Raw genomic sequence first — 24,357 nt, 5'->3', positions numbered from 1 at the left:
GCCATGGCCGCCAAGACCGGCAAGGCCGATGATCTCACCGCGAAAGGCCTCGAAGGCAAGGCCTTCGCCGCGGCGCGCCGGCATGGACAGCACTTTTTCGCCCGCCTTGCGGTTTTCGAGTTTCTGTCTGTCCTGCGGCTTGACGACGCTGCCCATGGCTTCCACCAGCGTGCGCGTGGTGAATTCGCCCGCCGGCCGGTTGGCCACCACGCGACCGTCCTTCATCACGACGATGCGGGTGGCGGTCGAAAGAATTTCGCCGAGAATATGCGAGATCAGCAGCACCGAACCGCCCGTTCGGACAAAACGCCGGACATAATCCATCAATTGTTCGGCGAGGCCAGCGTCGAGCGAGGAGGTGGGTTCATCGAGGATCACCAGCCTCGGGGCGTCAGGTGTGCGGCAGAAATTGATGGCGATTTCCACCATTTGCCGCTCCGCAATGGAAAGCTCGGCAATCGTCAGTTCGCAATCGATGCCATGGCCGGGAAAAATCTCGTCCAGCGTCTGGCGGATCATGGCAAGAGCGCGCCCGCGCCAGTTCCGTCCGCTGATAGTGGCATGCATGATGCGGACATTTTCGCTGATCGTCAGGTTCGGGCAGAGCGAGAGTTCCTGAAACACGCAGCGCACGCCGCTCGCACGCGCGGCGGCGATGCCGTGGCGGTTCTGGTCACTGCCGTAGGAAATGGAGCCTTCATGCGGCGTCAGCCCGCCATTGATGACATTGACGATCGTGGATTTTCCCGCGCCATTATGGCCGACGAGGCCGAGGCATTCCCCGGCACGGATGACGAGATCGGCCCCATCCAGCGCCTTGATCGCGCCAAACGCGACCTTCACGCCGCGTGCGGCGACGACTTCTTCCGCCTCGATGATGTCATTCATGAGCAATTGCGCCAGTGATCTGAAATTGAATCTGGGGATCATTGCGGCGCCTCTTTCGAAAGCGCCGCAGTGTCAGGCATCAAAGCGCAGACTACTTCGCCGAGGAAATGACCTTCTGGGCATCCTCAAGCGAGTATTCCACATTCGCGACGCCACCCTTCTGGGTGTTCTTGAGGTTCTCCTCAAGATTGGCCTGGTCGATGCGCAGGAAAGGAACCGTCAGGTCCTTCTTCACATCCTTCCCATCCAGAATCTGCTGCGCCACCCAGAATGCGAGCGTCGAAACGCCCGGAGCGATTGAGACGGACATGGTCTCGTAGCCGCTGGCATCCTTCTGCTGTTTCCACCATTGCAGCTCGTCTTCGCGGTTGCCCATCACGATCGTCGGTGTCGGGCGCTTGGCAGCGGCGAAAGCCTGTGCCGCACCATAACCGTCACCGCCCTGGGTTACGACGGCCGCGACTTCAGGAAGGCTCGGCAGAATACCGGCGACGGCGCGCTGGGCGACATCCTGTGCCCAGTCGCCATTGACCGAACCGACGATCTTGAACTGCGGGTTCTTGGCAACGGCATCGACGATACCGGCATGGATTTCGTCATCCACGGAAACACCGGCGAGACCGCGGATTTCGAGCAGGTTGCCGCCCTTCGGCATGGCCTTGGCGAGGTAGTCGATCTGGCTTGCACCCATCGCCTTGAAATCCACCGCGATGCGCCAGGCGCAGGGCTCGGTGACGATGCCATCGAAAGACACGACGGTGATGCCGGCATCACAGGCTTCCTTCACCGCGCCGTTAAGCGCGGTCGGCGAAGCGGCGTTGATGACGATGGCGTCATAACCCTGCAGGATGAGGTTCTGGATTTGGGCTGCCTGTTCGGTCGCCTGGTTTTCCGCTGTCGTGAAGGCGTCGGCTGCGGCCACCTGCTTGTCGGCGACGGCTTGCTTGGTGATCTTGTCCCAGCTGGTCAGCATCGCCTGACGCCAGGAATTGCCTGCGTAATTGTTTGAAAGCGCAATTTTTTTGGCCGACGTATCGGCATGTGCGGTGATCGGCAGAGCTGCGCATGCGACAGCGGCCGATGCCAGAAGCATCTTTCTGAAAGCCATTGATTTCCTCCCTGGTGGCTTGCCCTTTCGGGGTCCCGGAACCCTCCTCTGCCACAAATCTCCTCGGCGGCAGACGAAATCCCGTTGCACTGGAGCTCCGTTCCCCAGTACAAGCAAGAATGACCAATAAGATTTGGCTTGTATAGGCGGATCACGGCAATCTTACTGCGGGTTTCCGCAGAAAGCATGCGGGAACCCGCAGGACGAAACGGCATTCCGGGCGCAGAATGGATGATGCGGCGCTCTAGTGTGCTTAAACCTGCGCCGCCCGATGTCGATTCGGCAGGCGCTTGGGAGGGCGTCGGCAAATGTTGGATACGCCGAAAAGCGCGCTTTTTCATCACTACATGGGCATTTCGCGCCTGCTGGCCGGGCAGCTGGAATTCAACGCCATTATTCAGGCGGTTGCGACCGAGATCAGTCATATCATCCCGCATGACCACATGGATGTTTGCATCAAACAGCTGGATGACAAGTACCACATCGCCTATGAGAGCGGGCTTGTCAGCGCCTGGAGCAAACACCCGCCTGCACTTTTGACCGGAAGTCCCATCCGCTCCCTCCTGTCCGGAGAGGTCGAGCATCTTCTGAGCAGCGATGCCTGCGCCGATCCCCGATTTCACTTCAAGGGCGCCTTTTCCAGTCCCATCCATGAACTCGACCTGCATAGCCGTCTGCATGTTCCGATGAAGGTGCACGGCGATATCATTGGTGCGCTCAGCTGCTCATGCCATCGAGCCAATGCCTATACGATGGAGGACGTGGCCAATGCGCGCGCAGTGGCGGATCTGCTGGCACCCTATTTCTATGCCATCCGCGCCGCCGAGCAGGCGAAACGTTCAGCCATCGAGGAGGCGCGTGCCAATGCTCGCGAAGAAGGACTTCGCCTCGGCGCCCTGCAATTGACGGAGGCTCTCGAGGCCGAACGTCAGCGGATCGGCATGGACCTGCATGACCAGACTCTGGCCGATCTGACGAGGCTGGCGCGACGTATCGAGCGCATGAGCCATTCGGCGGATATGTCGGGCGATATGCTGGAACCGGTTGTCCGGAGCCTTCAACATTGCATGCAGGACCTGCGCGAGATCATCGAGGAAGCAAAACCCTCGATCCTGCAGTTGTTCGGGGTCGTTGAGGCAATCGAGACCTATGTCGACCGCTCCGTGCGCGATAGCGGCTCGGTTATAAAGTGGTCTGTCACCGATGAGACCGACGGCCTGGTGGAGAGGCTCGACAAGACGGTGGCGATCTCGCTGTTCCGCATCGTACAGGAGGCGGTCAACAACGCCATCAGGCATGCCCAGCCGGATACGATTGCCGTGACGCTCTCCGCGGTTGATGGCGGGTTGAGGGTGACCGTGAGCGATGACGGCAATGGCGGCGGTGACAATGCTGCCTCCGGCGGTCTCGGCATTGGCAATATGAAGACAAGGGCACGGCTGATTTCGGCCCGTTTTGATATTTCCGGCAATGAAGCCGGAGCGGGCACCCGCATCACTGTTACGCTGCCGCGAGGTGCTTTCGATGCCCGGGAGGATGTTTGACATGGACGTGCTGATCGTTGAGGACGATGTGCTGCACCGCGCCTATCTGAGTGAGGCCGTGAGGGCGGCGCTGCCGGAATGCGACAATGTTCTGGAGGCCGCAAATGGCAGGGCGGGCGAGAAGCTCGCGCGCGAAAATCGGGCGGCTCACATCGTCATGGATTTGCAGATGAACGAGCGCAACGGCATCGAGGCGGCGCGTACCATCTGGAAGGAGCGGCCTGATACGCGCATTCTTTTCTGGTCGAACTATTCGGATGAAGCCTATGTACGCGGCGTTTCCCGCATTGTGCCCGAAGGTGCCGCCTATGGCTATGTGCTGAAATCTGCTTCCGACGATCGCCTGCGGCTAGCGCTCAGGAGCATCTTCATCGAGGCGCAATGCGTGATCGACCGGGAAGTGCGCGGGTTGCAGGAGAAGAGCCTCGGCAAGGCCCACGGTTTCACCGATTCCGAATATGAAATCCTCATCGATGTCGCGCTGGGCCTCACCGACAAGGCGATTGCGCGCCGCCGAAACCTGTCGCTGCGCAGCGTGCAGAACCGGCTGCAAAGCCTCTACGAAAAGCTGAACGTGCATCAGGCGGCCGGTGATGAGGAGGCGGAAGGCCGATTTAATCTTCGAACGCGCGCCGTTACCGTGGCATTCCTGCGCAAGCTTTTGAATTACAGCGCGCTGGAACGGGCTGAGCGAGACCTGTCGGAATGGGCGGGGAGCCGTTGAGTTATCAGGGGAGGAAGGCCAGCAGCCGTCTTTCATCCGCCCTGAGGCCCGAGACGGGTTTTGCCCCGACCTTCAAGATGCGGCTGAGCTTTTTCTGGGCCTTTTCTTCCGTCGCGATGTCGAGGACGGCGGGATGCACATAGCTCTTGCGGCAGATCGCCGGTGTGTTTGAAAGCTCCGCCGCCGCTGCCTGGCACATGCCCTTGATGCTCGGCTTTTCGCCCGCCGCCACATGTTCCATCGCATTGCAGAAGGCAGCGAGTGTTCCACCCCAGGTGCGGAAGGTCTTGGCTGAAATGCCCTGGCCGCCAATGCGCGCGAGGTAGGCGTTGAGGTCGCTGGAATCGACGGAATGCACCCGGTTTTCGCTATCCTGCCAGACGAAAAGCTCCTTGCCGGGAAGATCGGCGATCTCCTCGAGGATTTTCTGAAGGCGCGGATGACGCAGCTGCCGTTTCACCTTCTGCCCGCCCTTGGCAGCAAAGCGCAACTCGATTGTCTCACCAAAGGACACGTGGCGCTTGAGCAGGGTCGTCGCGCCATAGGTGCCGTTGGTTTCGAGATAGGAGCGGTTGCCGACGCGCAAATAGGCGGCGTCGAGCAGCAGTGTGAGCGCGGCAAGCGTCATCTCCTGCCCGTGGTCCTGTTTTCCGACGTCCGCCAGCGCGCGACGGCGGATGGTGGGCAATGCCTTGCCGAAGCTTTTCAGCTGAAAGAATTTGGTTTCTCCGCGTAGCGCATGCCAGTCGGGATGATAACGATATTGCTTGCGTCCCCGGGCGTCGAAACCGGTTGCCTGAAGATGCCCGGCCGGATCAATGCAGATCCAGACATCCCTGTAAGCGGGTGGCACGCCCAGCGACTTGATGCGTTTCAGTTCGACGCTGTCGGAAAGAAGTTCGCCGCCCGGAAGGCGATAGCAGAAGCCACGCCCGCGCTTTTCGCGAGCGATACCCGGTTCCTGATCGTTGACATAGGCAAGGCCGAGTTTGGCAAGAAGACGGGTAGGCGGCTGTGGCATGGTTGTTTCCGGCACGTTTGAGGTTGCGGGAAACGAAAAACAGGCCACCTTCGTTCCGGCAGCCTGTCTTCCTGTTGTGGGTTTAATCAGCCGGCCCTGGCGATCCGCAAAATCTGTGAGTTGCCGCCGCCGCGCTCTTCGGTCACCGCATAGACGGCGCCGTCCGGGCCAACTTTCACATCGCGAATGCGCGCCTCCAGCGGCAGTCGGCTTTCAGTCGCAACCTTGTCGCCATCGATGTGCAGGATGACCAGACCCTGGCTGACCAGGCCGCCAACGATGAAGGCGCCCTTCCATTCGGGTATCTGGTCACCGTCATAAAAGGCCATGCCGGAGGGGCCGATAACGGGGTCCCAATAGTATACGGGCTGCTCCATGCCTTCCTTGGCGGTGATACCTTCACCCACTTCGCCGCCGCTATATTCTATGCCATAGGTGATGACTGGCCAGCCATAGTTCAGCCCTGCCTTTGGAAGGTTCAACTCATCGCCGCCCTTCGGTCCATGCTCGACGGTCCAGAGTCGGCCTTGGCCGTCGAGGGCCGCCGATTGCAGGTTGCGATGGCCATAGCTCCAAATTTCCGGCAGAGCGTCCTGCTGGCCGGCGAAGGGATTGCCCTCAAATGCCTTGCCGTTGGCATCGATGCGGAAAACCTTGCCGAGACCACTCGACAAATCCTGCGCCTGAACGCGGGGCGTTGCGTCCGACCGCTCGCCAACAGTGACGTAAAGCTCGTTGTTGGGGCCGAAGACGAGGCGGGAGCCGAAATGTTTGTCGCCGTCATAGGTCGGCATCTGGCGGAAGATTACCGAGACATCCTCCAGTTTTGCCGCACCGCCCTCTTCACTCAATCTTGCAGAGGCAACGGACGTACCGTTGCCGCCCTCGCGTGGTTCGGAAAAGGAGAAGAAGATCTTACGGGATGTCTCGAAGTCGGGCGCCAGCGCGATATCGAGAAGACCGCCCTGTCCGTCGGACGCAACCTCAGGCACACCTTCCAGCGCCGGGCCCGTCTTGCCATCTGCGACGATATGCATGGCGCCTTCCTTGGCAGCAACGATCATACGACCGTCTGGCAGAAATTCCATGGACCAGAGATGCGGCAGACCCTCTGCAACGACGGTTTTTTCCACGTTTGGCTGGTTTGCGGCTTGGGGAGCGCGTGTCTGTCCCTCAAAGGCCGGTTTCTGATCCGGCGCATTCGGCCGTTTCGTTTCGGCAGCCGGAGCGGTCTGGGCGTGGGCGATCCCGGAAAGCGGCAAGGCAAAGAAGGCACACAGGATCGTTGAGCTCAGAAATCGGGTCTTATGGAACATGGGTCTCCCTTCCTTCGTTAAGGTCTTGCGAAAAACCATCTGGGAAGGGATTCGTTTCGTTCGATAGTTTCAAGAAAACTTGATCATCGCGTGTGCAGCCCTCGCACTTTTTCTAACCCGTAGGAATTCATACGGAACCCTATTCCTTTGGCCGCGTTTGGCATCGGTTAGACGGAGGGTGACATGCAGATCATTGACAACAAGACGATAGATGGGAACCAGACCAAACCGATCCTGAACGTTGCGGAATTCTGCCGCCGTTACAGGCTCGATAAGGCTGAAGAATCGCGGCTGAGGAAGTTATTCGGTGACTTCGCGTCGCGCCATGAATTGCTGATGAATGCTCAGCGTAAGCCGAACTTTCGCTGATCAGCAATCGTCCTCAACGGATTTTCCAAAGATCATGAAGACGTCGTAACGGGTGTTTTTACCCGTTATCTGGTGAGAGGGCTTGCGAATGCCCGGCATCGGATCTGCGCGCAACGGCCATTTCAGGACGACGCGTTTTGTGGCATTCTCCAGCGCAGCCTCCATAAGTTCCACCTGATCCTGATCTGCCCCGACGAGCTCCCTCAACACCCGCATTTCTTTTTTCACCAGCGCCGTATTGTGGCGGGGAGGATGCATGGGGTCGACGATGACCACTTCGGGTGAAAGTTCCTTCAGTAGATACCGCGAATCCCCATGGACCAATGTCATGCGGGCTGCCGCCTCAGCGTAGGCGCCGCCCGCCTCCGTTGCGCGCCGGATACCATCGGTGAGATGCGCATGCATGTCTGGCGAGCGTTCGATAAGGGTGACCTCCGCTCCGAGCGATGCGAGCAGGAAGGCATCCCGCCCCAGCCCAGCCGTGGCATCCACGATCTTTGGGGTGCGGCCTTTGGTGAAACCGGCGGCCTTGGGCAAGGCTTGCCCGCGCCCCTCGCCGGAGCGGAAGCGGTGTCCGACCGCGCCGCCGACGAAATCCACCACGAAGCTTTCGTTCGGTTCTTTCATCTCGGGCCTCAGAACGGACAGGCCACGGTGTAGGTGACGCCACGACCATCGGGATGACGGAAGCCGACTTCCTGTGCATGCAACATGAGGCGCGGCGCGGCAATGCGTGCATCCCCCTCGGCATAGAAGTCGTCGCCGAGAATGGGGTGGCCAAGTGCCTTCATGTGGACCCGCAATTGATGCGTGCGGCCGGTGAGAGGCGTCAGCGCCAGTCGGGTTGCCGGAAGCGGCAAACGCTCGAGCACCCGCCAGAGGCTTTGCGCCGGCTTGCCATTTTCATGGTCGACCCGGTGGCGCGGTTTGTTCTCGGGATCGATGGCAAGTGGCAGGTCCACTTCACCCTCCTCGCCCTTCACCTCGCCCCAGACAATTGCCACGTAGGATTTTCGCGTCTGGCGGTTTTCAAACTGTGACGCAATTGCCGCATGGGCCTTGCGGTTTAGGGACATCAGCACGATTCCAGATGTGTCCTTGTCCAGGCGGTTGATCATCAGCGCTTTCGGGAACTCTTTTTGGACGCGCGTCATCAGGCTGTCGGAAAGCGCAGGATCGCGCCCCGGCACTGAGAGGAGTCCGCTCTGCTTATCCAGCACCAGCAGATCGTTGTCTCGGTGCACGATGGTGAGCCATGGATCGAGCGGCGGGTTGTAAACGGGGTTCGATAGCTCTGAAGACATGCGCTTCCATAACATGAATTTCGGGCTCGGACAGGCGCTCTAATCTGGAATTTGCAGGTTGACGCGGCCGCTCGTAAGGTCGCTGAGAAGCCGGGTGAGCCTTTCAGCGTCCTCGGCTGGAACCGAGAGCAGCATATCCGCGCCCGTGCCGGTAAAGTCTTCTTTTTCCAGCCGCAGGTTCGGCGCCGCGGAAAGCCGCGATTTTACCAGCGCCAGATCGGAAAATGGGCAGGTTAACGTGGCGCTGACATAGGTAATGACAGGGGAGGTTTCGCCAAGCCGCAGGCACGCTGCCGCGGTGCCGCCATAGGCGCGCATCAATCCGCCGCTGCCAAGCAGGATGCCGCCGAACCAGCGGATGACCAAGACTGCGACATTGTCGAGCGCCTGACCGTCGATGGCCTGAAGGATCGGCTTGCCTGCCGTGCCCGACGGCTCGCCGTCGTCGCTGAAGCGATAGGTCTGGCCGCTTCGCCACGCCCAGCAATTATGGTTCGCATCGGGATCGGAATGCGCTGCCAGAAAGGTCTTCGCGTCGTCTTCGCTCGTGACGGGTGCAGCAAAGGCGAGGAAGCGGCTTTTCTTGATATCCTGCGAAAAGGTGACGGGGCGGTCGAGCGTGAACATGCACGTTTCATTATCGCATATATTCGCACGCGGAAATCGGTATAAGGCACGGAACAGTGAAACTAAGCATGGAGAGGGTTTTGGGCGAGGCAAGGCAGGTCGCCATCGTCGGCGGCGGCCCGGCAGGCTTGATGGCGGCGGAAGTGCTTTCAGCCGCCGGCCATGCCGTGACCGTGTTCGAGGCGATGCCGACCGTGGCGCGCAAATTGCTCATGGCCGGGAAATCTGGCCTCAACATTACCCATGCCGAAGGCTATGACAGTTTCCGCCAGCGCTTTGGTGATGCGGAACCACGCCTGCGCGCCGCTCTTAATGATTTTACGCCTGATATGCTGCGCAACTGGGTTGAGCGTCTGGGGCAGGACACCTTTGTCGGCACCTCCGGTCGGGTCTTTCCCAAAGCGATGAAGGCTTCGCCGCTGCTGCGCGCCTGGCTTGCCCGGCTGGAGGCGCAAGGCGTCACCATCAGGACGCGGCACCGCTGGACGGGTTTTTCCCGCGAGCAGCTGGTTTTCGCGACACCGGAGGGCGAGATTGCCGTCAAGGCCGATGTCACTCTTTTGGCACTTGGCGGCGCAAGCTGGCCGCGTCTGGGCTCCGATGCCGCATGGGTTCCGGTGCTTGCGGTCAGGGGTGTAGAGCTCGCTCCATTCCGCCCGGCCAATTGCGGTTTTGACGTTGATTGGAGCGATGTCTTCCGTGAGCGTTTTGCCGGTGAAGCGGTTAAATCCACGGTCACCATTTCGCCGGCGGGGGCCTTTCAGGGCGAATTCGTGATCACGAAGCACGGCATTGAGGGCAGCGTGATCTATGCCCATTCCGCCGCCCTGCGAGACCGGTTGAAAGAAGCAGGCAAAGCGTCGCTGACGATTGATCTTGCGCCCGGACGTACGGTGGAACGACTTAGCCGTGATCTGGGCAGGCTCGTCAGGAAGGAAAGTTTCGCAAACCGCATGCGTAAGGCGGCTGGCCTGTCTGCCGTGAAGGTCGGGCTTCTGCGGGAAATCTTTCCCGACATCGCCGCCATGCCGGACGAGTTTGTCGCCGCGAGAATAAAGCATGCAGAGATACCGCTTTTGGAGACGAGACCGATTGCCGAGGCAATCTCGTCGGCTGGCGGTATCGCATGGAGCGGCCTTGATCAGAACTATATGCTGGAGAAGCTCCCCGGCATTTTTGCTGCCGGGGAAATGCTAGACTGGGAAGCGCCGACAGGGGGGTATCTCTTGACCGCCTGCTTCGCCACCGGCAAGGCCGCTGCAAAGGGCATGGCCGCGTGGCTTGAGGGTTCAGCCTGACAGACGTTCAGCCGTGCCGGCCTCCTCGCCATGTGCGGTTCTGACGAGGCAGCGCATAATGGCATCGGTGGTTATTGCTCCAAGTGTCTTGCCATTGTCCCCTACCACGGTGGCGCTGCTGACATTTTCCCGGACGAGGGCGCGCAGGCCTTCTTCCACCGTCATGTCCGCATCGAGCTGAAGGCGGGACTGGCCGGCAAATTCCTGCTGTACGACGGCGCCGAGGCGAATAACGCGGCCGCGATTGACCTCTTCCACGAAGGCTTCGATATAACTGTCGGCGGGCGACATGACGATTTCGGCCGCGGTGCCCTGCTGGATGATCTCGCCATCGCGCAGGATGGCGATTTTGTCACCGAGCCGCAGCGCTTCGTCGAGATCGTGGGTGATGAAGACGACAGTCTTCTTCAGTTCCTTCTGCAGTTCCAGCAGCACCGTCTGCATATCCACGCGGATAAGCGGATCGAGGGCCGAGTATGCTTCGTCCATGAGAAGGATTTCGGCGTTGTTGGTCAGCGCGCGGGCGAGCCCGACGCGCTGCTGCATGCCGCCGGAGAGCTGGTTGGGATAGTGGTTCGAAAAACCTTCGAGGCCCACACGCCTGATCCAGACCTCTGCCCTTTCTTCGCGCTCACGCTTGTCAACGCCCTGCACCTCAAGGCCATAGACAACGTTTTGCAGCACGTTTCGGTGAGGCAGGAGGCCGAATTTCTGGAAGACCATGGCCGTCTTGTGCCGGCGAAACTCCAGAAGATCCGCTTCATTCAGACGGCAGACATCGGTGCCGCCGTAGAGGATTTCACCGGCCGTCGGGTCGATCAGCCGGTTGACGTGGCGGATCAGCGTCGATTTGCCGGAGCCGGAAAGGCCCATGATGACAGTGATCTGGCCGCCCGGCATGGTGATGTTGATATCACGCAGGCCGAGCACATGACCATGTTTGGCGTTGAGATCGGACTTGGACATGCCGGCTTTGACGGGTTCGACATAGTCCCCCGCCTTGGGGCCGAAGATCTTGTAGAGGCTGCGAATTTCGATCGATTGACTAGCCATGCGCCACTTCCCGGTGTTTTTGCAGGCGAAGGCCATAGGCCTGGCTGATGCGGTCGAAGATGATGGCGATGCCGACGATGGCAAGCCCGTTGAAGACGCCGAGCGTGAAGTACTGGTTGGCGATGGCTTTCAGCACCGGCTGGCCAAGCCCCTGGACGCCGATCATGGAGGCGATGACGACCATGGCGAGCGCCATCATGATGGTCTGGTTGATGCCGGCCATGATCGTAGGGAGAGCGAGCGGCAGCTGCACCTTGAAGAGCTTCTGGCGATTGGAAGAACCAAAGGCGTCGGCCGCTTCCAGGACGTCGCGGTCAACCATGCGGATACCGAGATTGGTAAGGCGGATCATCGGCGGAATGGCGTAAATGACGACGGCGATAACGCCGGGCACGCGGCCGATGCCAAGCAGCATCACGACGGGGATGAGATAGACGAAACTCGGCATCGTCTGCATGACGTCGAGAACGGGATTGATCACGTTCTGCAGACGGTTGGAACGCGCCATCGCAATGCCGATCGGCAACCCGACGACGATGGACAGCACCGCGCAGACGAAGATCATCGAGACCGTCTTCATCGTGTCTTCCCACATGCCGAACCAGCCGATGGCGAAGAGAATGCCGCAACAGAGCGAAACAATGGTGGCACTCCGGCTGCCGAACCAGGCAAGAGCGCCGACAATAAGAATAACGACCGGCCAGGGCGCGCCGATCAAAAGCCTTTCCGCCCAGATGAGGAAACTCTGAAGGGGTGTAAACAGCCCCTCGATTGCGCCGCCATAGGTTCGGGTAAAAGCCCGGAAACCTTCGTCGATGACTTTTTTCAGCGCGCGCAGAGAATCGTCATTCATGGTCGGAAATTTGAAAAGCCATTCCATATCCTGTTCTCCATGACGAACCGGAGGCGGGGACCAACGTCCTCCGCGCTTCGGGAGTAAAATCGCCAGAGCGTCGGGTGCCGGCTAATCGCGGGCAGAACACTCTGTTGAACCCGCTGTATTGGCTATCCCGCCAGAGCCGGGATAGCCAATACGGCTCGGCGCCGCCGTCGACAGGCGCCGATACCGGGCAGATATGTAAGGACGCGCTCTTAGAGGGCGGCCTTGACCTTTTCAGCGACTTCGGGAGAAACCCAGCCCTTCCAGAGGTCTTCGTTCTCTTTCAGGAAATGCTTTGCGCCGTCCTCGCCGGTTGCTTGATTATCCGTCATCCAGGCGATCAGCTTGTTGACGGTGGCGTTGGTCCAGGCGCGCTTGTTGAGGTAATCCATGGCAGGGCCGGAACGATCGGCAAAGGATTTGCTGACCAGTGTCTGCACGTCGTCGATTGGCCAGGCGTTCGGCTTTGGATCGGCGCAATCGGCAACCGAAGTACAGCGCTTCCATTCGGCCGCGTCATATTCGGTTCCGAACCCGAGCTTCACCATTTCATATTTGCCGAGCAGTGAGGTTGGAGCCCAGTAGTAGCCGACCCACGGCTGCCTTGCTTCATAGGCCTTGGCGACAGAGCCATCGAGACCGGCGGCAGAGCCGGTGTCAACAAGCGTAAAGCCGGCCTTTTCGCCGCCAAACGCCTTGAAAAGCTGCGCAGTGACCACGGTACCGCCCCAGCCCTGTGGGCCGTTGAATACAGCGCCCTTGGATTTGTCTTCCGGCGACGGGAAAAGTTCAGGATGCTTGAAGAGGTCAGGAATGGTCTTCAGATCCGGATTGGCCTCGGCAACATATTTCGGAATCCACCAGCCCTGGACAGCGCCGTCCGAAAGGATTTTAGCGGCCGCGACCACCTTGCCACCTTCGAGACCCTGCTTGACGATTTCCGGCTGCAGGCTGACCCAAGCCTCAGGCGCGATATCAGGCTGGCCTTTCTCGGCCATGGAGGTCAATGTCGGTACGGTGTCGCCGGTGACGATTTCGGCAGAGCAGCCGTAGCCCTTCTCAAGGATGAACTTGTCCAGATTGGCGGCAACTTCAGCCGACTGCCAGTTCATGCTGGCGATTGTAACGCTTCCGCAATCGGCAGCATAAGCTGCGCCCCCTGAAAAGGCGAAGCCTGCGGAAAGAATTGTGGCACCCAAAAGTATTTTCATTGTTGTTCCCTCTGGTCGCGGTGTGGCGAAGACCCGGGCGCTGACGGCACCGCGACCGCCAGCACCCTTATTGAGGCTTAATAATTCGTTTGTCGCCATTCCGTTTGCGGCAATTTCTGGCGTATTGAGGATGCTCACCCTCAGGAGAAGGCGCCATTGCAGGGGTATTCGGGAAAAAATTCTGGCGTGAAGGCTTTGAAATAAATGGTTGATTAGCAGCAGCGCCGAGAAATTTTCAAACCGATGGAACTTTTTCATTTTTTTGAAAAAGCAGGGAACAAACCAACGAAGTTTCTGTTCTCTTGGACTTTTCTCCTGTTCTGTATTACGGGAGATTTCCTCTCGATTTTTGTGGTGATGTTGAATGACCAATCTTCGTGCTGCCCCGGTATGGCCCATCGGCGGCGGTGAAACGGGTGAGCTTGTGCGCCGCTTCGACTGGTCGAAGACCTCGCTCGGTCCGATCCGTGACTGGCCACAAAATCTGAGACAAAAAGCCAACTCCGTCGTCAATTCACCCATTCCGCAGGTGCTGATGTGGGGCCGCGATCATGTGATGATCTACAATGACGGTTATGCGGAGATTGCCGGTAATTATCATCCGCAGGCGCTGGGCGGCACGGTGCCCGGCATCTGGCCGGAAATCTGGGACTGGAACAGCCGTATTCTCGAAGCCGGTTTTCGCGGTGAGGTCATGGCCTACCGCGACCAGCCGATGACGCTGATGCGACATGGCGCACCGGAAGAGGTGATCTTCGATCTGTTCTACACGCCGATCTACAATGAAGGCGGCACAGTCGACGGCGTTCTGTGCACCGTGCTTGAAAACACTGACAAGGTGCGGGCGCTGGAAGCGCTGGAGCAGAGCCGCCTGGAGCTTAGCCGGCTGACCAATGCACTGCCCATTCTGGTCGGGTATGTGGACTGCAATTACGTCTATAAATTCGCCAATGATGGCTATCTGGAGTGGTTTGGCCGCAGCGCCGATGAGGTGATTGGCCACAGTGTTCCCGATATCGTCGGCGAAGAGTTTTTTGCCGCACGCAAACCCTATCTCGATCGGGCGCTCAACGGTGAGAGCATCGTCTCCGACACGGTCATCCGCCGGCCGGATGGCACAACACGCGCCGCCGAAATCCGCTATATGCCGCGTTACGTCGCCGATGGTTCCGTCGACGGGATCTATGTTCTGATCATCGATATCGAAGACCGCAAGCGGTCCGAGCAGGAAATCCTCATCAGCAATAACCGTTTCCGGGCGGCGGTGGAGGCGGTGCACGGGGTGCTTTGGACCAACAGTGCCGATGGCAGAATGCTGGGGGAACAGCCTGCCTGGGCGGCGTTGACAGGTCAGACGGCTGAAGAATATCAGGGTTTTGGCTGGGCCGATGCCGTGCATCCGGACGACCGGCAGGGGTCGGTGGATAGCTGGAACAAGGCTGTCGCCGAGAAGTCGACCTATATCTGGGAACACCGCGTGCGCCGTCACGATGGCGTCTATCGGACGTTTGCAATCCGTGGGGTTCCGATCTTTGATAAGAATGGTGCGATTGCCGAATGGGTGGGGGTCCACACGGACATCACCGAACAGCGTCAGGCTGAGGATACGCTCAAGGAACATGCCAGCAACCTCGAGCGCGAGATTCGCCACCGAATCAGGGCGGAAGAGCAGCTTCGGCAATTGAATGAAGGTCTTGAGGCCAGGGTCGAGGCGGAAATGGCGGAGCGACGCCAGGCGGAAAAAGCCCTGTTGCAGTCGCAGAAGATGGAATCCATCGGTCAGCTGACCGGCGGTGTGGCGCATGATTTCAACAATCTTCTTCAGGTGATCGCGGGAAATCTGCAACTGCTGTCGAAGGACGTGATCGGCAATGAGCGCGCCGAACGGCGGCTGGAGAACGCGCTGGCGGGCGTCCATCGGGGCGCGAAGCTCGCCAGCCAGCTTTTGGCCTTCGGCCGCCGTCAGGCGCTGGAACCGCGAGTCATCAACATTTCCCGTTTCGTCACGGGCATGGACGATCTGCTGCGCCGGTCGCTCGGTGAGGCGATCGAAGTCGAAGTCATCACCTCTGGTGGTCTCTGGAATACCTATGCCGACCCCAACCAGGTGGAGAACGCTCTTCTCAATCTCGCGATCAATGCGCGCGACGCCATGGAAGGTCACGGGAAACTGACAATCGAAGTCGGAAATGCGGTTCTCGACCGCGATTACGCCCGCAAGCATTCGGACGTTTCGCCGGGACAATATGTGATGCTCGCCGTCACCGATACCGGCTCCGGCATGTCGCCGGAGGTTCTCGAAAAGGTGTTTGAACCGTTCTTTTCGACAAAACCGGAGGGCAAGGGGACGGGCCTTGGCCTTTCGATGGTTTATGGTTTTGCCAAACAGTCCAGCGGCCACGTCAACATCTACAGCGAGGTAGGGCAGGGCACGACGGTCAAGATGTATCTGCCGCGCTCTGCTGCCGATGAGGACAGGGAGGTGATCATGCCGACCGGTCCCATCGAGGGTGGAACAGAGACCATCCTCGTGGTCGAGGATGACGAGGAGGTGCGCAACACTGTCGTCGAGACGCTTGGCGACCTTGGCTACCGGGTGCTGACGGCGCGCGATGCGCAGGCGGGTTTGACCGTGGTGGAAAGCGGTATTCCGATCGACGTGATTTTCACCGACGTGGTCATGCCGGGGCCTCTGAAAAGCAGGGAAATGGCCCGCCGCGCACAGGAACGGCTGCCCAATCTTGCCGTTCTCTTCACCTCGGGTTACACCGAAAACTCCATCGTCCACGGCGGCAAGCTGGATGCCGGGGTCGAGCTTCTCTCCAAGCCGTATACGCGCGAAGCGCTGGCACGGCGCATTCGCCATGTCATTGCCAACCGCAAGCAGGTTTCCCTGGCAAGAGCGCGGCCGGCCGCCGCGCCGGGTCACGCGAAATCGTCGGGGCTTCCCGGCGCAGCTGAGAAGGAAAACCGGTCAGTACGGGTTCTTCTGGTCGAGGATGATGAACTGATCCGGATGAACTCGACGGAGATGCTGTCGGATAGCGGCTTTGCCGTCATCGAAGCCGGAAATGCCGCTGAGGCGCTTCAGGTGATCGAGGCGGACCGCGTTGACATTCTCGTTACCGACCTTGGCCTGCCCGACATGATGGGGGGTGAGCTGGCAGTGGAGGCCCTGCGCCGCAAACCGGGGCTGGCCGTCGTGTTTGCGACCGGCGACAGCAATCTGCCTGAGGGTGCGCCCGAAAATGCCGTGCTCCTGACAAAGCCCTACGACGAACAACAAATCGTTTCGGCAGTCCGACAGGCACACAGCACAAAAAGCGAGCTGGCGGAGTAAGCCGCCAGCGTCGCGGCCCGGCTCGGATCGCAGAAGCGGGACGCCCCCTGCGTGCGGGGCGTGCCCTAGTAACCGCGAGCCATATCGACGGTTTCTGGAAGTTTGCCGCTTTCCCGCCAGGCGCGGACATTGCCCGCAACGATCCGTGCCGAACTTTCACGGCTTGTCGGCGCGGAGATATGCGGCAGGGCGGTGACTTTCGGGTGCTGCCAGAATGGTGAGTCCGCAGGCAGCGGTTCCTGCTCGAATACATCGAGTACGGCGTGGGACAGTCTGCCGGAATCGAGCGCTGCAATCAGGTCATCCGCGACGATCACCGCGCCGCGGGCGAAATTGATCACGGCTGCTCCCGGTTTCATTGCTGCCAGACGGCCGGCGTTGAGAAGGCCGCGCGTTGCGTCCGTGAGCGGAACGAGGCAGACGAGAATGTCACTTTTTTCCAACAATGCCTGAAGGCCATCGTCTCCATTCAGGGTTTCCACACCTGGGATTGCCTTTTCCGATCGGCTCCAGCCGGCAACATTAAAACCGGCATGGATGAGACGGTCCGCAGCCGCCATGCCAAGCGCACCGAGACCGAGGAGCCCAACTGTCGTCTCGGCGGGATGGCGGTACTCCAGCTCCTGCCACAATGCTTTTTGCTGGTTCTCGCGGTAGGCGGGCATGTCGCGCTGTAGATAATAGGTCCATGCAAGCACTGCTTCGGCCATGACGCGGGAAAGCTCCGGGTCTTTAAGCCGGACGATAGGCGGCACCTTTTCTCCCAATTCCAGCACCAGCCGCTCGACGCCCGCCCAGAGGCTGTGAATCCAGGTCAGGCCGGGAAGAGCCGCGATATCGGCCGGATCTGGATTGGCGACGATGGCAAAATCCACGACCCGCCTTTGCTCGTCCGTCAATTCTGAAAAGGAGAGAATCACCTCCTGCGGCATTGCGGCGCGCAGCGCCTGTTTCCACACGGTTTCCGTTTCCGCATTCATCCGTGAAACAAAGGCGATAGGTGATGGCATGGCATTGGTCCTGCTTGCGATTTTCATGGCACGCCATCAATGCGCAATTTCGGAAGAAATGCATAGGCCACAGGCGGGATTTTACGTTTCTCCCGTCATGCCGGACGCGATCGGCGTCCAGCCGACGCGCGCCTGCCATGCGGACAGGTTCTCCTCAGCCAACGACTTGGATGGCTGTTCCCCTCGAAGGCCGGGGTGACGGCGTGGGATGGTAAGGTTGCTGGATCGCCCAGTTCCCGAGTTGCCTTCGTGTCGACAGCCCGCTCTTCACCGGGCCGTTTCATGATCAGGCATCTTCCTTAACCGGCGGTTTTGCGTCGCCGTAATAGGCCGAGAATTTCTCGTGATAATGCTCCGAACCACCGGGGCCGGCATAGCGCTGAAGTTCCGTCATGTCGGTCTTGTTGAGCACGATGCCGAGCGTTTTGTTGGCGATCTGCGGCTCGTTGGCCATCAGGTTCTGCACCATCTGGATTGGCGTCTTGCCCCATTCGGTGACGAAGACAAAGCCATCCACCTGCGGCGCAAAGGCCTTGGCATCGATGACGGGAACCACGGGGGCAAGGTCAACGATGATGTAATCGCAGGCCTCGCGGGCGGAGTCGATGAATTTGCGCATGCCGGACGAGGAGAGCAACTCGCTCGAATGGGCGAACTGGTTGCTGGTCGAAACCGGCAGGATGCCCATTTTCGTGCGGGTATCCACCTTTACAGCCTGTGTCCACGGAACTTCATCGAGCACCACTTCCACCAGACCGGCAGATTGGCGTGTCGTCAGCATACGGCTAAGCCCGGGGTTGCGGATATCGGCATCCACGACAAGTGTGCGCTTACCGGTCGAGGCGATCAGGCCGGCGAGATTGAGCGCGACGACAGACTTGCCCTCGTTCGGCAGGCAGGAAATGACGCCGATGACCCGGCACTGGCGTTCCTGAATGACGACATCGGCCGTCAGCTTCACGTTACGCAATGTTTCCGCGAAGCTGGAGCGGGGGCTGTCGACCGCAAGGCGAAGCATTTTCTGGAACGAGACCTGACCGCTTTCGTCAAGTGTTGCGTTTTCTCCGCCAGGAGTGGCGGCGCTATTGCCGGTTTTGGCATTTTCGACGCCTCGTTCCCCGATGAAGGGAAGGTAACCCAGAAAGCGCATGCGCAGATTGTCACGCACGTCGTTGCCGGTGTGGAAGAAGCGGTCCCGGAACTCCAGAAGTGCGGCAATACCACTGCCCAGCATCAGGCCGAGAATGACCGAAAGCGCCATGGTCATGGTCTTTTTCGGGCTGGAAGGGGATGTCGGCAGGCCGGCTTCGGAGATGATGCGGGCCTTGGCGATCGGCAGCGACTGCTTCTGCGAAGCCTCTTCGAAGCGGCCGAGATAGGACTGATAGAGGGTGCGCAACGCCGTCGCCCGCTGCTCGAGCTCGCGCAGCTGCACCATGGTGATATTGGCTTCCGAATTTCGGCCAGCTACCTTATCGATGCTGTCGCGCAATGACTGAACCCGCGAATTGGCGACGTCATATTCGTTCTTGAAGCTGCCGGTCAGCTGCTGCAACTCCTGGAAAATCTGCTGCGATACTTCCTTCTTTTCCGCTTCGAGTGCGGTCGCCTGCGGATGATCGGCGCCGAACTGCTGGACGATGCCGCGCTGCCGGTCGGAAATGGTAATGTAACGCTTGCGAAGATCCTGAATGACCGAATTGTCGGTGTCGCGGGCCGAGACGACGGCGTTGTCGACGGCTGTTTCCGGTCCACGGTCGATGATCGATTTATATTGATTGTAGCGGGCAGATGCCGTGGCTGCATCCGCCTGCGCAGCAATCAGCTGGCCATTGAGATCGGCAAGCTGGCTTTCCGACATCAGTTCGCCGCGTGAGGATACGATATTGTTGTCGGACCGGAATTTCTGAACCGCGAGTTCCGCCGCCTGTGCGCGCTGATTGAGGTCGGTCAGACGTTCCTGCAACCAGACAGAAGCACGTTCACTGGCATCGAAATTGGCGTTCAGCTGTTCGGTGAGATAGGCCTGCGCATAGGTCTTGGCGATCTGCGCGGCCAGCTGACGATCGGTCGAACGCGTGGAAATGGCGATGACCGAGCTGCGGCCCACACGCTCGACGGTCAGCGACTGCTGCAGCACGGCGGCGGCTTTTTCCCGCCGCCCGGCGCGGATGGCGGCTTCGGAGACTGGCGGGTCGCCCGGCAGCACGAGGTCGAGGATGCCCCGAACGGAGGATTTGACGAGTTCGACCGGGGACATCGCTGGATTGACGATCGTGTCGTTCTCGTCAAGCTTGGCCTTGTCGACGACGGTCAGCGCCATTTCCTTGGATTTCAGGATTTCCACGGCGCTGGCGATGCGGTTGTCGACGATCTGCGCGGCGGGCACCGGCGATTCCTCTTCGGCGTAACGCGAGAGGCTTTCATCGAGCAGCACCTGCGTCATCGCGGTGTAAACAGGGGTCGCGAATACCAGATAGAGGCCTGCGAGGACCACGGCGGCAATGACGGAGGCAGCAATGACATTGGCGCGGCGCACCACGGCGGCCCACAGGCGGTCGAGGTCGATAAACGTATCGGAATCCTTGCCGGATTCCGGAAAACCAATATTGGATTTAAAGGTCTTGTGGTGCATGGACCTACCTTGTGAACTAAAAATGGTACGCGGGAAGCCGAGCAACACTCGCCTTCCCGCCTCCCGTTATTGGTGCGCCGACCGCCTCCCCGGCGGCGCGATTAAAGTCAGGCCGCCTGCACGCGGCTTTCATGGTTCGCCACCAGTTCCTTCACCGAAGCGAGAACCTGTGCTTCCATGTCTGCCCGCATCAGCGAAAAGGCGACGTTGGCGGCAATGAAGCCCTGCTTGCTGCCGCAATCAAAGGTGCGGCCGGAATATTTCTGCGCGTGGAACGGCTGTTTTTCCGCAAGACGTTTCATCCCATCGGTCAACTGAATCTCATTGCCGGCACCACGCTCCTGCCTGGCGAGAATATCAAAGATTTCCGGCTGCAGAATATAGCGGCCATTCAGGTAATAATTCGACGGCGCCTTGGATGGTTCCGGCTTCTCGACCATTTCGGTGACGGCAAAGCCGTGGTTGACCTTCTGGCCGACGCCGACGACGCCATAGGAAGAGACTTCTTCCGGCAGGCATTCCTCGACGCCGAGAATATTGCCACCGACTTCGTCATAAAGCTCCATCAGACCGGCAATGCAGCCGCGTGCGCCGTAGGAGACCATGTCAGGCAGCAGCAGGGCAAAAGGCTCCTTGCCGACCAGTTCGCGCGCACACCAGACGGCGTGGCCGAGACCGAGCGGAACCTGCTGGCGGGTGTAGCTGACGGTCCCTGCAACGGGCAGCATCTTTTCCAGCTGCAACACCTGCACGGTCTTGCCGGAGCGGGTCAGCGTATTGATGAGTTCCGGCGCGCTGTCGAAATAGTCTTCGATGGCGGTCTTGTTACGGCTCGTGACGAAAATAATGTGCTCGATACCGGCCTGCATCGCTTCATCGACAGCATATTGCACGACCGGACGATCCACGATCGTCAGCATTTCCTTCGGCATCGCCTTAGTGGCGGGCAAAAACCGCGTGCCGTTGCCGGCGACGGGAATGACGGCTTTTCTGACAGTTTTGTTCAGGTCCATCGCGTTCTCCTTCATCAAGGTTTCATCTGTCCCCAGTCCCCGCGCAGACAGGGTCCGCGCGCAAATTTTATGAAATCTGCCTTTTCACCCCTGTATTCGCTGCAGGGGCGAACATCGCGTCCCGCAGCCTCCTCAGCCGCACTGCAATGGGCATCCGCAAATGCCCCAAAACGGCGGGATCTTTGATCGTGGTCTTCAAAGCGCCAAGCACCGAGCGGCGCTTGATGTTTTCCACCAAAGTCAGAAAATTATGCGCAAGCTGAAGGCTGCGGGTCCTCGCCTGCTGCGCGTCCATGGCGGTGGGCAGAAGAGTATAGTGGCTCAGGAAATCCTCATCGGCCCGCATCATCGCCTCAACGTGGTGCAGTTCAAGCACGCGCGAAATCGAGCCCTCGCGGATATTGTAGATATAGCCCGGCTTCGGTTCGATGACGCAGAGACCGCCGGCGGCGAGCGCCGAGGCGAGCAGGATATAATCCTCGCCGATGCGGATGTCCTCGCGGAAGCGCAGCCCCTCGCTATGAAGGAATTCCCGTCGGAACATCGGTTTCATGTAGCCGAAATTGAAAGTGGAGCGGAACAGGATGTTGGAGGAAATGAAGTCCTCAAGCGTCAGGACCGGCCTTTCCTGAAGAAACTCTTCCGAAAACATCGTCTCCATCGGCCGCCCATCGGTGTAGACCACATCGAGATTATCGACAACGATCGCTGCACCCGCGGCTTCCCCCCGGCACAGCATGCAGGCGGAGCGTTCCGGGCGAATGACATCGTCGGAATCGAGCACGGCGATCCAGCGTCCGGTCGCGGCTTCGATACCGGCATTGCGTGCACCGCCCGGACCCCGGTTTTCTTCGAGCGCAAGCAGCCGCACGCGCGGATCGATGGCGGCGATCGCTTCAACGAAGGGAATGGTATCGTCGGCGGACCGGTCATCGACGACGATCACTTCCAGAGTCACGCCCTGCTGATCGAGCGCGCTTTGAACGGCGGCTTCGATGGTGTCGGCGGCATTATAGGCGGCGATGACGAAGCTGATATCGGGCGGCGAGACGAGGTTTTCCATCAGGTCGCCTCCACCGCACCGTATTGGCGGATTTCACGCACACCGAAGGCGCCGCTCATTGAACCCATATGCAGCGCGCCACGCAACGCATAACGGTTGCGGCGCACGGCGTTGAAGCCGGTCAGGGCAGCGAAGAGGGCGCAATAAACTACTTTCGAGCCGGCTTTCACCACTTGAACCACGCGGCGCGCACCAGGCTTTTTCTCAGCCAGCACACGGCCGTGGGTCTGGCCGGAGCGGAAGCGGCGTTTGGCAAGCCACATAAAGCTTGCGCGATTTTCCGGCACGGGTTCGGACAGCATGGCATCTTCCGCAAAAACGATGCGGCCGCCGGCGGCGTGAAGGTGCGAGAAGAAATGGGTGTCCTCACCGCCGCTCTGGCCGAGCGCCAGCGCGAAGCGCCGGCCCTTCACCGATGGCGCATCCATCTTGAGCAGCGTGTTGCAGGTATAGCCGGTGATGATCTCGCCATTCACCCAGACCGGAAGCGTTGAATGGAAATCGCCGCGTTTCATCCAGCCCGGCGCGTTGTCCCGATAGACGGCCGTGACGGGGCCGAGGACCGCTTCCGCGCCGGTCTCGTCCGCCTTTTTCAGAAGGGCATTGAGCCATTGCGGCGGGGCGGTTTCGTCATCATCGATGAAGGCAAGATAATCCGCCTTGCATTCCGACAGGCAGGCATTGCGGGCAATCGAAATATTCGATTTCGGGCAATGCACATAGGTGATCTCGAAGGGCGCGGTTTCGCGCAGGCGATCGACGCTTGCCCTGGCGCTTGGCTCCTCGTCATTATCGGCGACAATCAGCCGAACTTTCACGCCTTCCGGCACCTCCAGTTCGAAGAGTGACAGAAGTGTGGCGACAAGCGCCGGGCGTCTATAGGTGCAGATACCGATATCGACGGTTTTCGAAAAATGCGGGCGGGTGACGGTGTTGTCGGTCATGAGACAGCCTTTCTTCCCCGGAATTTCAGGAGTTCCAGCCAGAAGCCGGTGGACCAGGCCAGATGCATCACCATCGCCGAAAAGGCGGCGAGCGGTCCGTATGGATTTTTCTGACCAATTGCCATCCACAGGCCATAACCCACACATGCGGCAATCCAGAGGCCGAGCGGGATAAGTGCCGCCCAGTGCACAAGCGACAGCAGCGCAAGCACGAAGACCGGCAGCACGGCGAGCGGAATCATCTGGCGGATTTTCGGGATCGAGCGATGTTTCAACAGGTTCTTCGCCCGGCCGCGGCCATAGGCGAGATATTGCTTGAAGAGCGGCATGACGCTGGCGCGCGGATAATAGGTCATGCGGGTCTTGTCGGTCATCCAGATGCGGAACCCGGATTTGCGCAGCCGGAAATCCAGCTCCGCATCCTCATTGTGGCTGAAGCTCTCGTCATAACCGTCGACCGCATCGAAAGCGGCAATCCGCATCAGCGCGTGGTGGCCGTGATCGATCCAATGGCCTTTCGCGCCCTCGCGGTGCTTGGAGCCGCCATTGCCGAGCTTGGAATTCTGGGCGATGGCCGTGGCCTTCTGGAACAGGCCGTTGCCGACCGTATCCATGGCGACGACGACGGAGTCCGCACCCGTCCGTTCGGCGTCCTCGATCAGCCGCTGGCAATAATCATCGGGGTAATCGCCATGGGCGTCGATGCGGATGAGGTAATCGAAGTCCTCGCCGAAGGTGGCAACGGCCAGGTTGATGCCGGCGCTCTGGATGCGCTTCGGATTGGCGAGAAGCGTGACGCGGTCATCCGTCGCCGCAAAGGCGGCAACGATGTCGCGCGTTCCATCCGTGCTGCCGCCATCGGCAACGACGATGCGGAACAGGCGACCCTGCATCGCATCGGTGAATTTGACAAGCAGCCCCTCGATCGTCTTCGCCTCATTGAGGCAGGGTATGACGATCAGCGTTCTGATGCCGGAATGACCGAAACCTTCCATGATTTGCCCCCTAC

21 protein-coding genes are annotated in these 24,357 nt (G+C 59.8%); 5 read left to right on the top strand and 16 right to left on the bottom strand.

The features are described 5' to 3' along the window. Positions 1-888: ATP-binding cassette domain-containing protein (locus ACUTJJ_RS08145; RefSeq protein ID WP_445541846.1), on the bottom strand; the 888-nt coding region annotated here is incomplete at its 3' end. A 91-nt stretch (positions 889-979) separates the two neighbouring features. Next, positions 980-1,996 (bottom strand): ABC transporter substrate-binding protein, encoded by a 1,017-nt coding sequence (locus ACUTJJ_RS08140; protein ID WP_063947114.1) that lies wholly within the window; start codon positions 1,994-1,996, stop codon positions 980-982. Positions 1,997-2,304: 308 nt separating this feature from the next. Between ACUTJJ_RS08140 and ACUTJJ_RS08135 the strand changes: the two genes are divergently transcribed. Both ACUTJJ_RS08135 and ACUTJJ_RS08130 read left to right on the top strand, forming a co-directional pair. Continuing rightward, entirely contained in the window at positions 2,305-3,540 is a 1,236-nt protein-coding gene (locus ACUTJJ_RS08135) for a GAF domain-containing sensor histidine kinase (RefSeq protein WP_209090323.1), read from the top strand. A 1-nt stretch (position 3,541) separates the two neighbouring features. Further along, a complete protein-coding gene (locus ACUTJJ_RS08130; RefSeq protein ID WP_144578568.1) occupies positions 3,542-4,264 on the top strand; it encodes a response regulator transcription factor in 723 nt (240 codons plus the stop codon). 4 nt (positions 4,265-4,268) lie between these two features. On the opposite strand, the gene ACUTJJ_RS08125 is transcribed toward ACUTJJ_RS08130, so the two are convergent. Both ACUTJJ_RS08125 and ACUTJJ_RS08120 read right to left on the bottom strand, forming a co-directional pair. Then, a complete protein-coding gene (locus ACUTJJ_RS08125) occupies positions 4,269-5,285 on the bottom strand; it encodes a DNA topoisomerase IB (protein ID WP_209090321.1) in 1,017 nt (338 codons plus the stop codon). A gap of 86 nt (positions 5,286-5,371) precedes the next feature. After that, complete coding sequence (locus tag ACUTJJ_RS08120; protein WP_209090320.1) at positions 5,372-6,601, bottom strand: PQQ-dependent sugar dehydrogenase; 1,230 nt, start codon at positions 6,599-6,601, stop codon at positions 5,372-5,374. 183 nt (positions 6,602-6,784) lie between these two features. On the opposite strand from ACUTJJ_RS08120, the gene ACUTJJ_RS08115 reads away from it, so the two are divergent. After that, a complete protein-coding gene (locus tag ACUTJJ_RS08115) occupies positions 6,785-6,970 on the top strand; it encodes a hypothetical protein (protein WP_063947119.1) in 186 nt (61 codons plus the stop codon). On the opposite strand, the gene ACUTJJ_RS08110 is transcribed toward ACUTJJ_RS08115, so the two are convergent. The 3 genes from ACUTJJ_RS08110 to ACUTJJ_RS08100 are packed head-to-tail and all read right to left on the bottom strand — an operon-like array spanning position 6,971 to position 8,901. Further along, on the bottom strand, positions 6,971-7,597 hold the full coding sequence (locus ACUTJJ_RS08110) for a class I SAM-dependent methyltransferase (RefSeq protein ID WP_209090319.1): 627 nt from the start codon (positions 7,595-7,597) through the stop codon (positions 6,971-6,973). A gap of 8 nt (positions 7,598-7,605) precedes the next feature. Then, a complete protein-coding gene (locus ACUTJJ_RS08105; protein ID WP_209090318.1) occupies positions 7,606-8,274 on the bottom strand; it encodes a pseudouridine synthase in 669 nt (222 codons plus the stop codon). A gap of 39 nt (positions 8,275-8,313) precedes the next feature. Next, a complete protein-coding gene (locus ACUTJJ_RS08100) occupies positions 8,314-8,901 on the bottom strand; it encodes an IMPACT family protein (protein ID WP_445541845.1) in 588 nt (195 codons plus the stop codon). Positions 8,902-8,969: 68 nt separating this feature from the next. Here ACUTJJ_RS08100 and ACUTJJ_RS08095 point away from each other — a divergent pair, with 68 nt between their 5' ends. Next, positions 8,970-10,199 carry a TIGR03862 family flavoprotein gene (locus tag ACUTJJ_RS08095; RefSeq protein ID WP_209090316.1) on the top strand — a complete coding sequence of 410 codons (1,230 nt, stop codon included), beginning with the start codon at positions 8,970-8,972 and terminating at the stop codon, positions 10,197-10,199. On the opposite strand, the gene ACUTJJ_RS08090 is transcribed toward ACUTJJ_RS08095, so the two are convergent. The 3 genes from ACUTJJ_RS08090 to ACUTJJ_RS08080 form a co-directional block, all read right to left on the bottom strand. Further along, complete coding sequence (locus tag ACUTJJ_RS08090; RefSeq protein ID WP_445541844.1) at positions 10,191-11,252, bottom strand: quaternary amine ABC transporter ATP-binding protein; 1,062 nt, start codon at positions 11,250-11,252, stop codon at positions 10,191-10,193. The genes ACUTJJ_RS08095 and ACUTJJ_RS08090 overlap by 9 nt on opposite strands. After that, positions 11,245-12,132, bottom strand: coding sequence for an ABC transporter permease (locus ACUTJJ_RS08085; RefSeq protein ID WP_063947125.1), 888 nt, complete (start codon positions 12,130-12,132; stop codon positions 11,245-11,247). The genes ACUTJJ_RS08090 and ACUTJJ_RS08085 overlap by 8 nt, the downstream gene beginning before the upstream one ends. Positions 12,133-12,344: 212 nt before the next feature. Then, complete coding sequence (locus tag ACUTJJ_RS08080; RefSeq protein ID WP_296072390.1) at positions 12,345-13,343, bottom strand: ABC transporter substrate-binding protein; 999 nt, start codon at positions 13,341-13,343, stop codon at positions 12,345-12,347. A gap of 364 nt (positions 13,344-13,707) precedes the next feature. Between ACUTJJ_RS08080 and ACUTJJ_RS08075 the strand changes: the two genes are divergently transcribed. Further along, positions 13,708-16,683, top strand: a complete 2,976-nt coding sequence (locus ACUTJJ_RS08075) for a PAS domain-containing protein (protein WP_296072393.1) — start codon at positions 13,708-13,710, stop codon at positions 16,681-16,683. Between the two features lie 65 nt (positions 16,684-16,748). On the opposite strand, the gene ACUTJJ_RS08070 is transcribed toward ACUTJJ_RS08075, so the two are convergent. The 6 genes from ACUTJJ_RS08070 to ACUTJJ_RS08045 form a co-directional block, all read right to left on the bottom strand. Continuing rightward, positions 16,749-17,693 (bottom strand): 2-hydroxyacid dehydrogenase, encoded by a 945-nt coding sequence (locus tag ACUTJJ_RS08070; protein WP_296072395.1) that lies wholly within the window; start codon positions 17,691-17,693, stop codon positions 16,749-16,751. Positions 17,694-17,979: 286 nt separating this feature from the next. Then, positions 17,980-20,328 (bottom strand): polysaccharide biosynthesis tyrosine autokinase, encoded by a 2,349-nt coding sequence (locus ACUTJJ_RS08065; RefSeq protein ID WP_296072398.1) that lies wholly within the window; start codon positions 20,326-20,328, stop codon positions 17,980-17,982. 107 nt (positions 20,329-20,435) lie between these two features. Continuing rightward, positions 20,436-21,341 carry a UTP--glucose-1-phosphate uridylyltransferase gene (locus ACUTJJ_RS08060; protein WP_296072400.1) on the bottom strand — a complete coding sequence of 302 codons (906 nt, stop codon included), beginning with the start codon at positions 21,339-21,341 and terminating at the stop codon, positions 20,436-20,438. 67 nt (positions 21,342-21,408) lie between these two features. Beyond that, positions 21,409-22,404: a glycosyltransferase family 2 protein gene (locus ACUTJJ_RS08055; RefSeq protein WP_296072402.1), complete on the bottom strand. Its 996-nt coding sequence runs from the start codon at positions 22,402-22,404 to the stop codon at positions 21,409-21,411. Further along, positions 22,404-23,348, bottom strand: coding sequence for a glycosyltransferase (locus tag ACUTJJ_RS08050; protein WP_296072404.1), 945 nt, complete (start codon positions 23,346-23,348; stop codon positions 22,404-22,406). The genes ACUTJJ_RS08055 and ACUTJJ_RS08050 overlap by 1 nt, the downstream gene beginning before the upstream one ends. Beyond that, the gene (locus ACUTJJ_RS08045) at positions 23,345-24,343 is read right to left on the bottom strand and encodes a glycosyltransferase family 2 protein (RefSeq protein ID WP_296072407.1); all 999 of its coding nucleotides are present in this window, start codon (positions 24,341-24,343) and stop codon (positions 23,345-23,347) included. Before ACUTJJ_RS08045 ends, ACUTJJ_RS08050 begins: the two co-directional genes overlap by 4 nt. Positions 24,344-24,357: the final 14 nt, after the last annotated feature.

Source organism: Agrobacterium sp. DKPNP3, assembly GCF_052686535.1.
The sequence above is the reverse complement of the archived record's forward strand: the minus strand, read 5'-3'. Positions and strand labels throughout refer to the sequence as shown.

What these genes read in the sequence shown, in the direction of transcription:
- ACUTJJ_RS08120 (WP_209090320.1), bottom strand. Translation starts at nt 6,601, where the DNA reads ATGTTCCATAAGACCCGATTTCTGAGCTCAACGATCCTGTGTGCCTTC.
- ACUTJJ_RS08065 (WP_296072398.1), bottom strand. Translation starts at nt 20,328, where the DNA reads ATGCACCACAAGACCTTTAAATCCAATATTGGTTTTCCGGAATCCGGC.
- ACUTJJ_RS08115 (WP_063947119.1), top strand. Translation starts at nt 6,785, where the DNA reads ATGCAGATCATTGACAACAAGACGATAGATGGGAACCAGACCAAACCG.
- ACUTJJ_RS08080 (WP_296072390.1), bottom strand. Translation starts at nt 13,343, where the DNA reads ATGAAAATACTTTTGGGTGCCACAATTCTTTCCGCAGGCTTCGCCTTT.
- ACUTJJ_RS08090 (WP_445541844.1), bottom strand. Translation starts at nt 11,252, where the DNA reads ATGGCTAGTCAATCGATCGAAATTCGCAGCCTCTACAAGATCTTCGGC.
- ACUTJJ_RS08095 (WP_209090316.1), top strand. Translation starts at nt 8,970, where the DNA reads ATGGAGAGGGTTTTGGGCGAGGCAAGGCAGGTCGCCATCGTCGGCGGC.
- ACUTJJ_RS08125 (WP_209090321.1), bottom strand. Translation starts at nt 5,285, where the DNA reads ATGCCACAGCCGCCTACCCGTCTTCTTGCCAAACTCGGCCTTGCCTAT.
- ACUTJJ_RS08045 (WP_296072407.1), bottom strand. Translation starts at nt 24,343, where the DNA reads ATGGAAGGTTTCGGTCATTCCGGCATCAGAACGCTGATCGTCATACCC.
- ACUTJJ_RS08050 (WP_296072404.1), bottom strand. Translation starts at nt 23,348, where the DNA reads ATGACCGACAACACCGTCACCCGCCCGCATTTTTCGAAAACCGTCGAT.
- ACUTJJ_RS08100 (WP_445541845.1), bottom strand. Translation starts at nt 8,901, where the DNA reads ATGTTCACGCTCGACCGCCCCGTCACCTTTTCGCAGGATATCAAGAAA.
- ACUTJJ_RS08110 (WP_209090319.1), bottom strand. Translation starts at nt 7,597, where the DNA reads ATGAAAGAACCGAACGAAAGCTTCGTGGTGGATTTCGTCGGCGGCGCG.
- ACUTJJ_RS08135 (WP_209090323.1), top strand. Translation starts at nt 2,305, where the DNA reads ATGTTGGATACGCCGAAAAGCGCGCTTTTTCATCACTACATGGGCATT.
- ACUTJJ_RS08075 (WP_296072393.1), top strand. Translation starts at nt 13,708, where the DNA reads ATGACCAATCTTCGTGCTGCCCCGGTATGGCCCATCGGCGGCGGTGAA.
- ACUTJJ_RS08130 (WP_144578568.1), top strand. Translation starts at nt 3,542, where the DNA reads ATGGACGTGCTGATCGTTGAGGACGATGTGCTGCACCGCGCCTATCTG.
- ACUTJJ_RS08060 (WP_296072400.1), bottom strand. Translation starts at nt 21,341, where the DNA reads ATGGACCTGAACAAAACTGTCAGAAAAGCCGTCATTCCCGTCGCCGGC.
- ACUTJJ_RS08055 (WP_296072402.1), bottom strand. Translation starts at nt 22,404, where the DNA reads ATGGAAAACCTCGTCTCGCCGCCCGATATCAGCTTCGTCATCGCCGCC.
- ACUTJJ_RS08085 (WP_063947125.1), bottom strand. Translation starts at nt 12,132, where the DNA reads ATGGAATGGCTTTTCAAATTTCCGACCATGAATGACGATTCTCTGCGC.
- ACUTJJ_RS08105 (WP_209090318.1), bottom strand. Translation starts at nt 8,274, where the DNA reads ATGTCTTCAGAGCTATCGAACCCCGTTTACAACCCGCCGCTCGATCCA.
- ACUTJJ_RS08140 (WP_063947114.1), bottom strand. Translation starts at nt 1,996, where the DNA reads ATGGCTTTCAGAAAGATGCTTCTGGCATCGGCCGCTGTCGCATGCGCA.
- ACUTJJ_RS08070 (WP_296072395.1), bottom strand. Translation starts at nt 17,693, where the DNA reads ATGCCATCACCTATCGCCTTTGTTTCACGGATGAATGCGGAAACGGAA.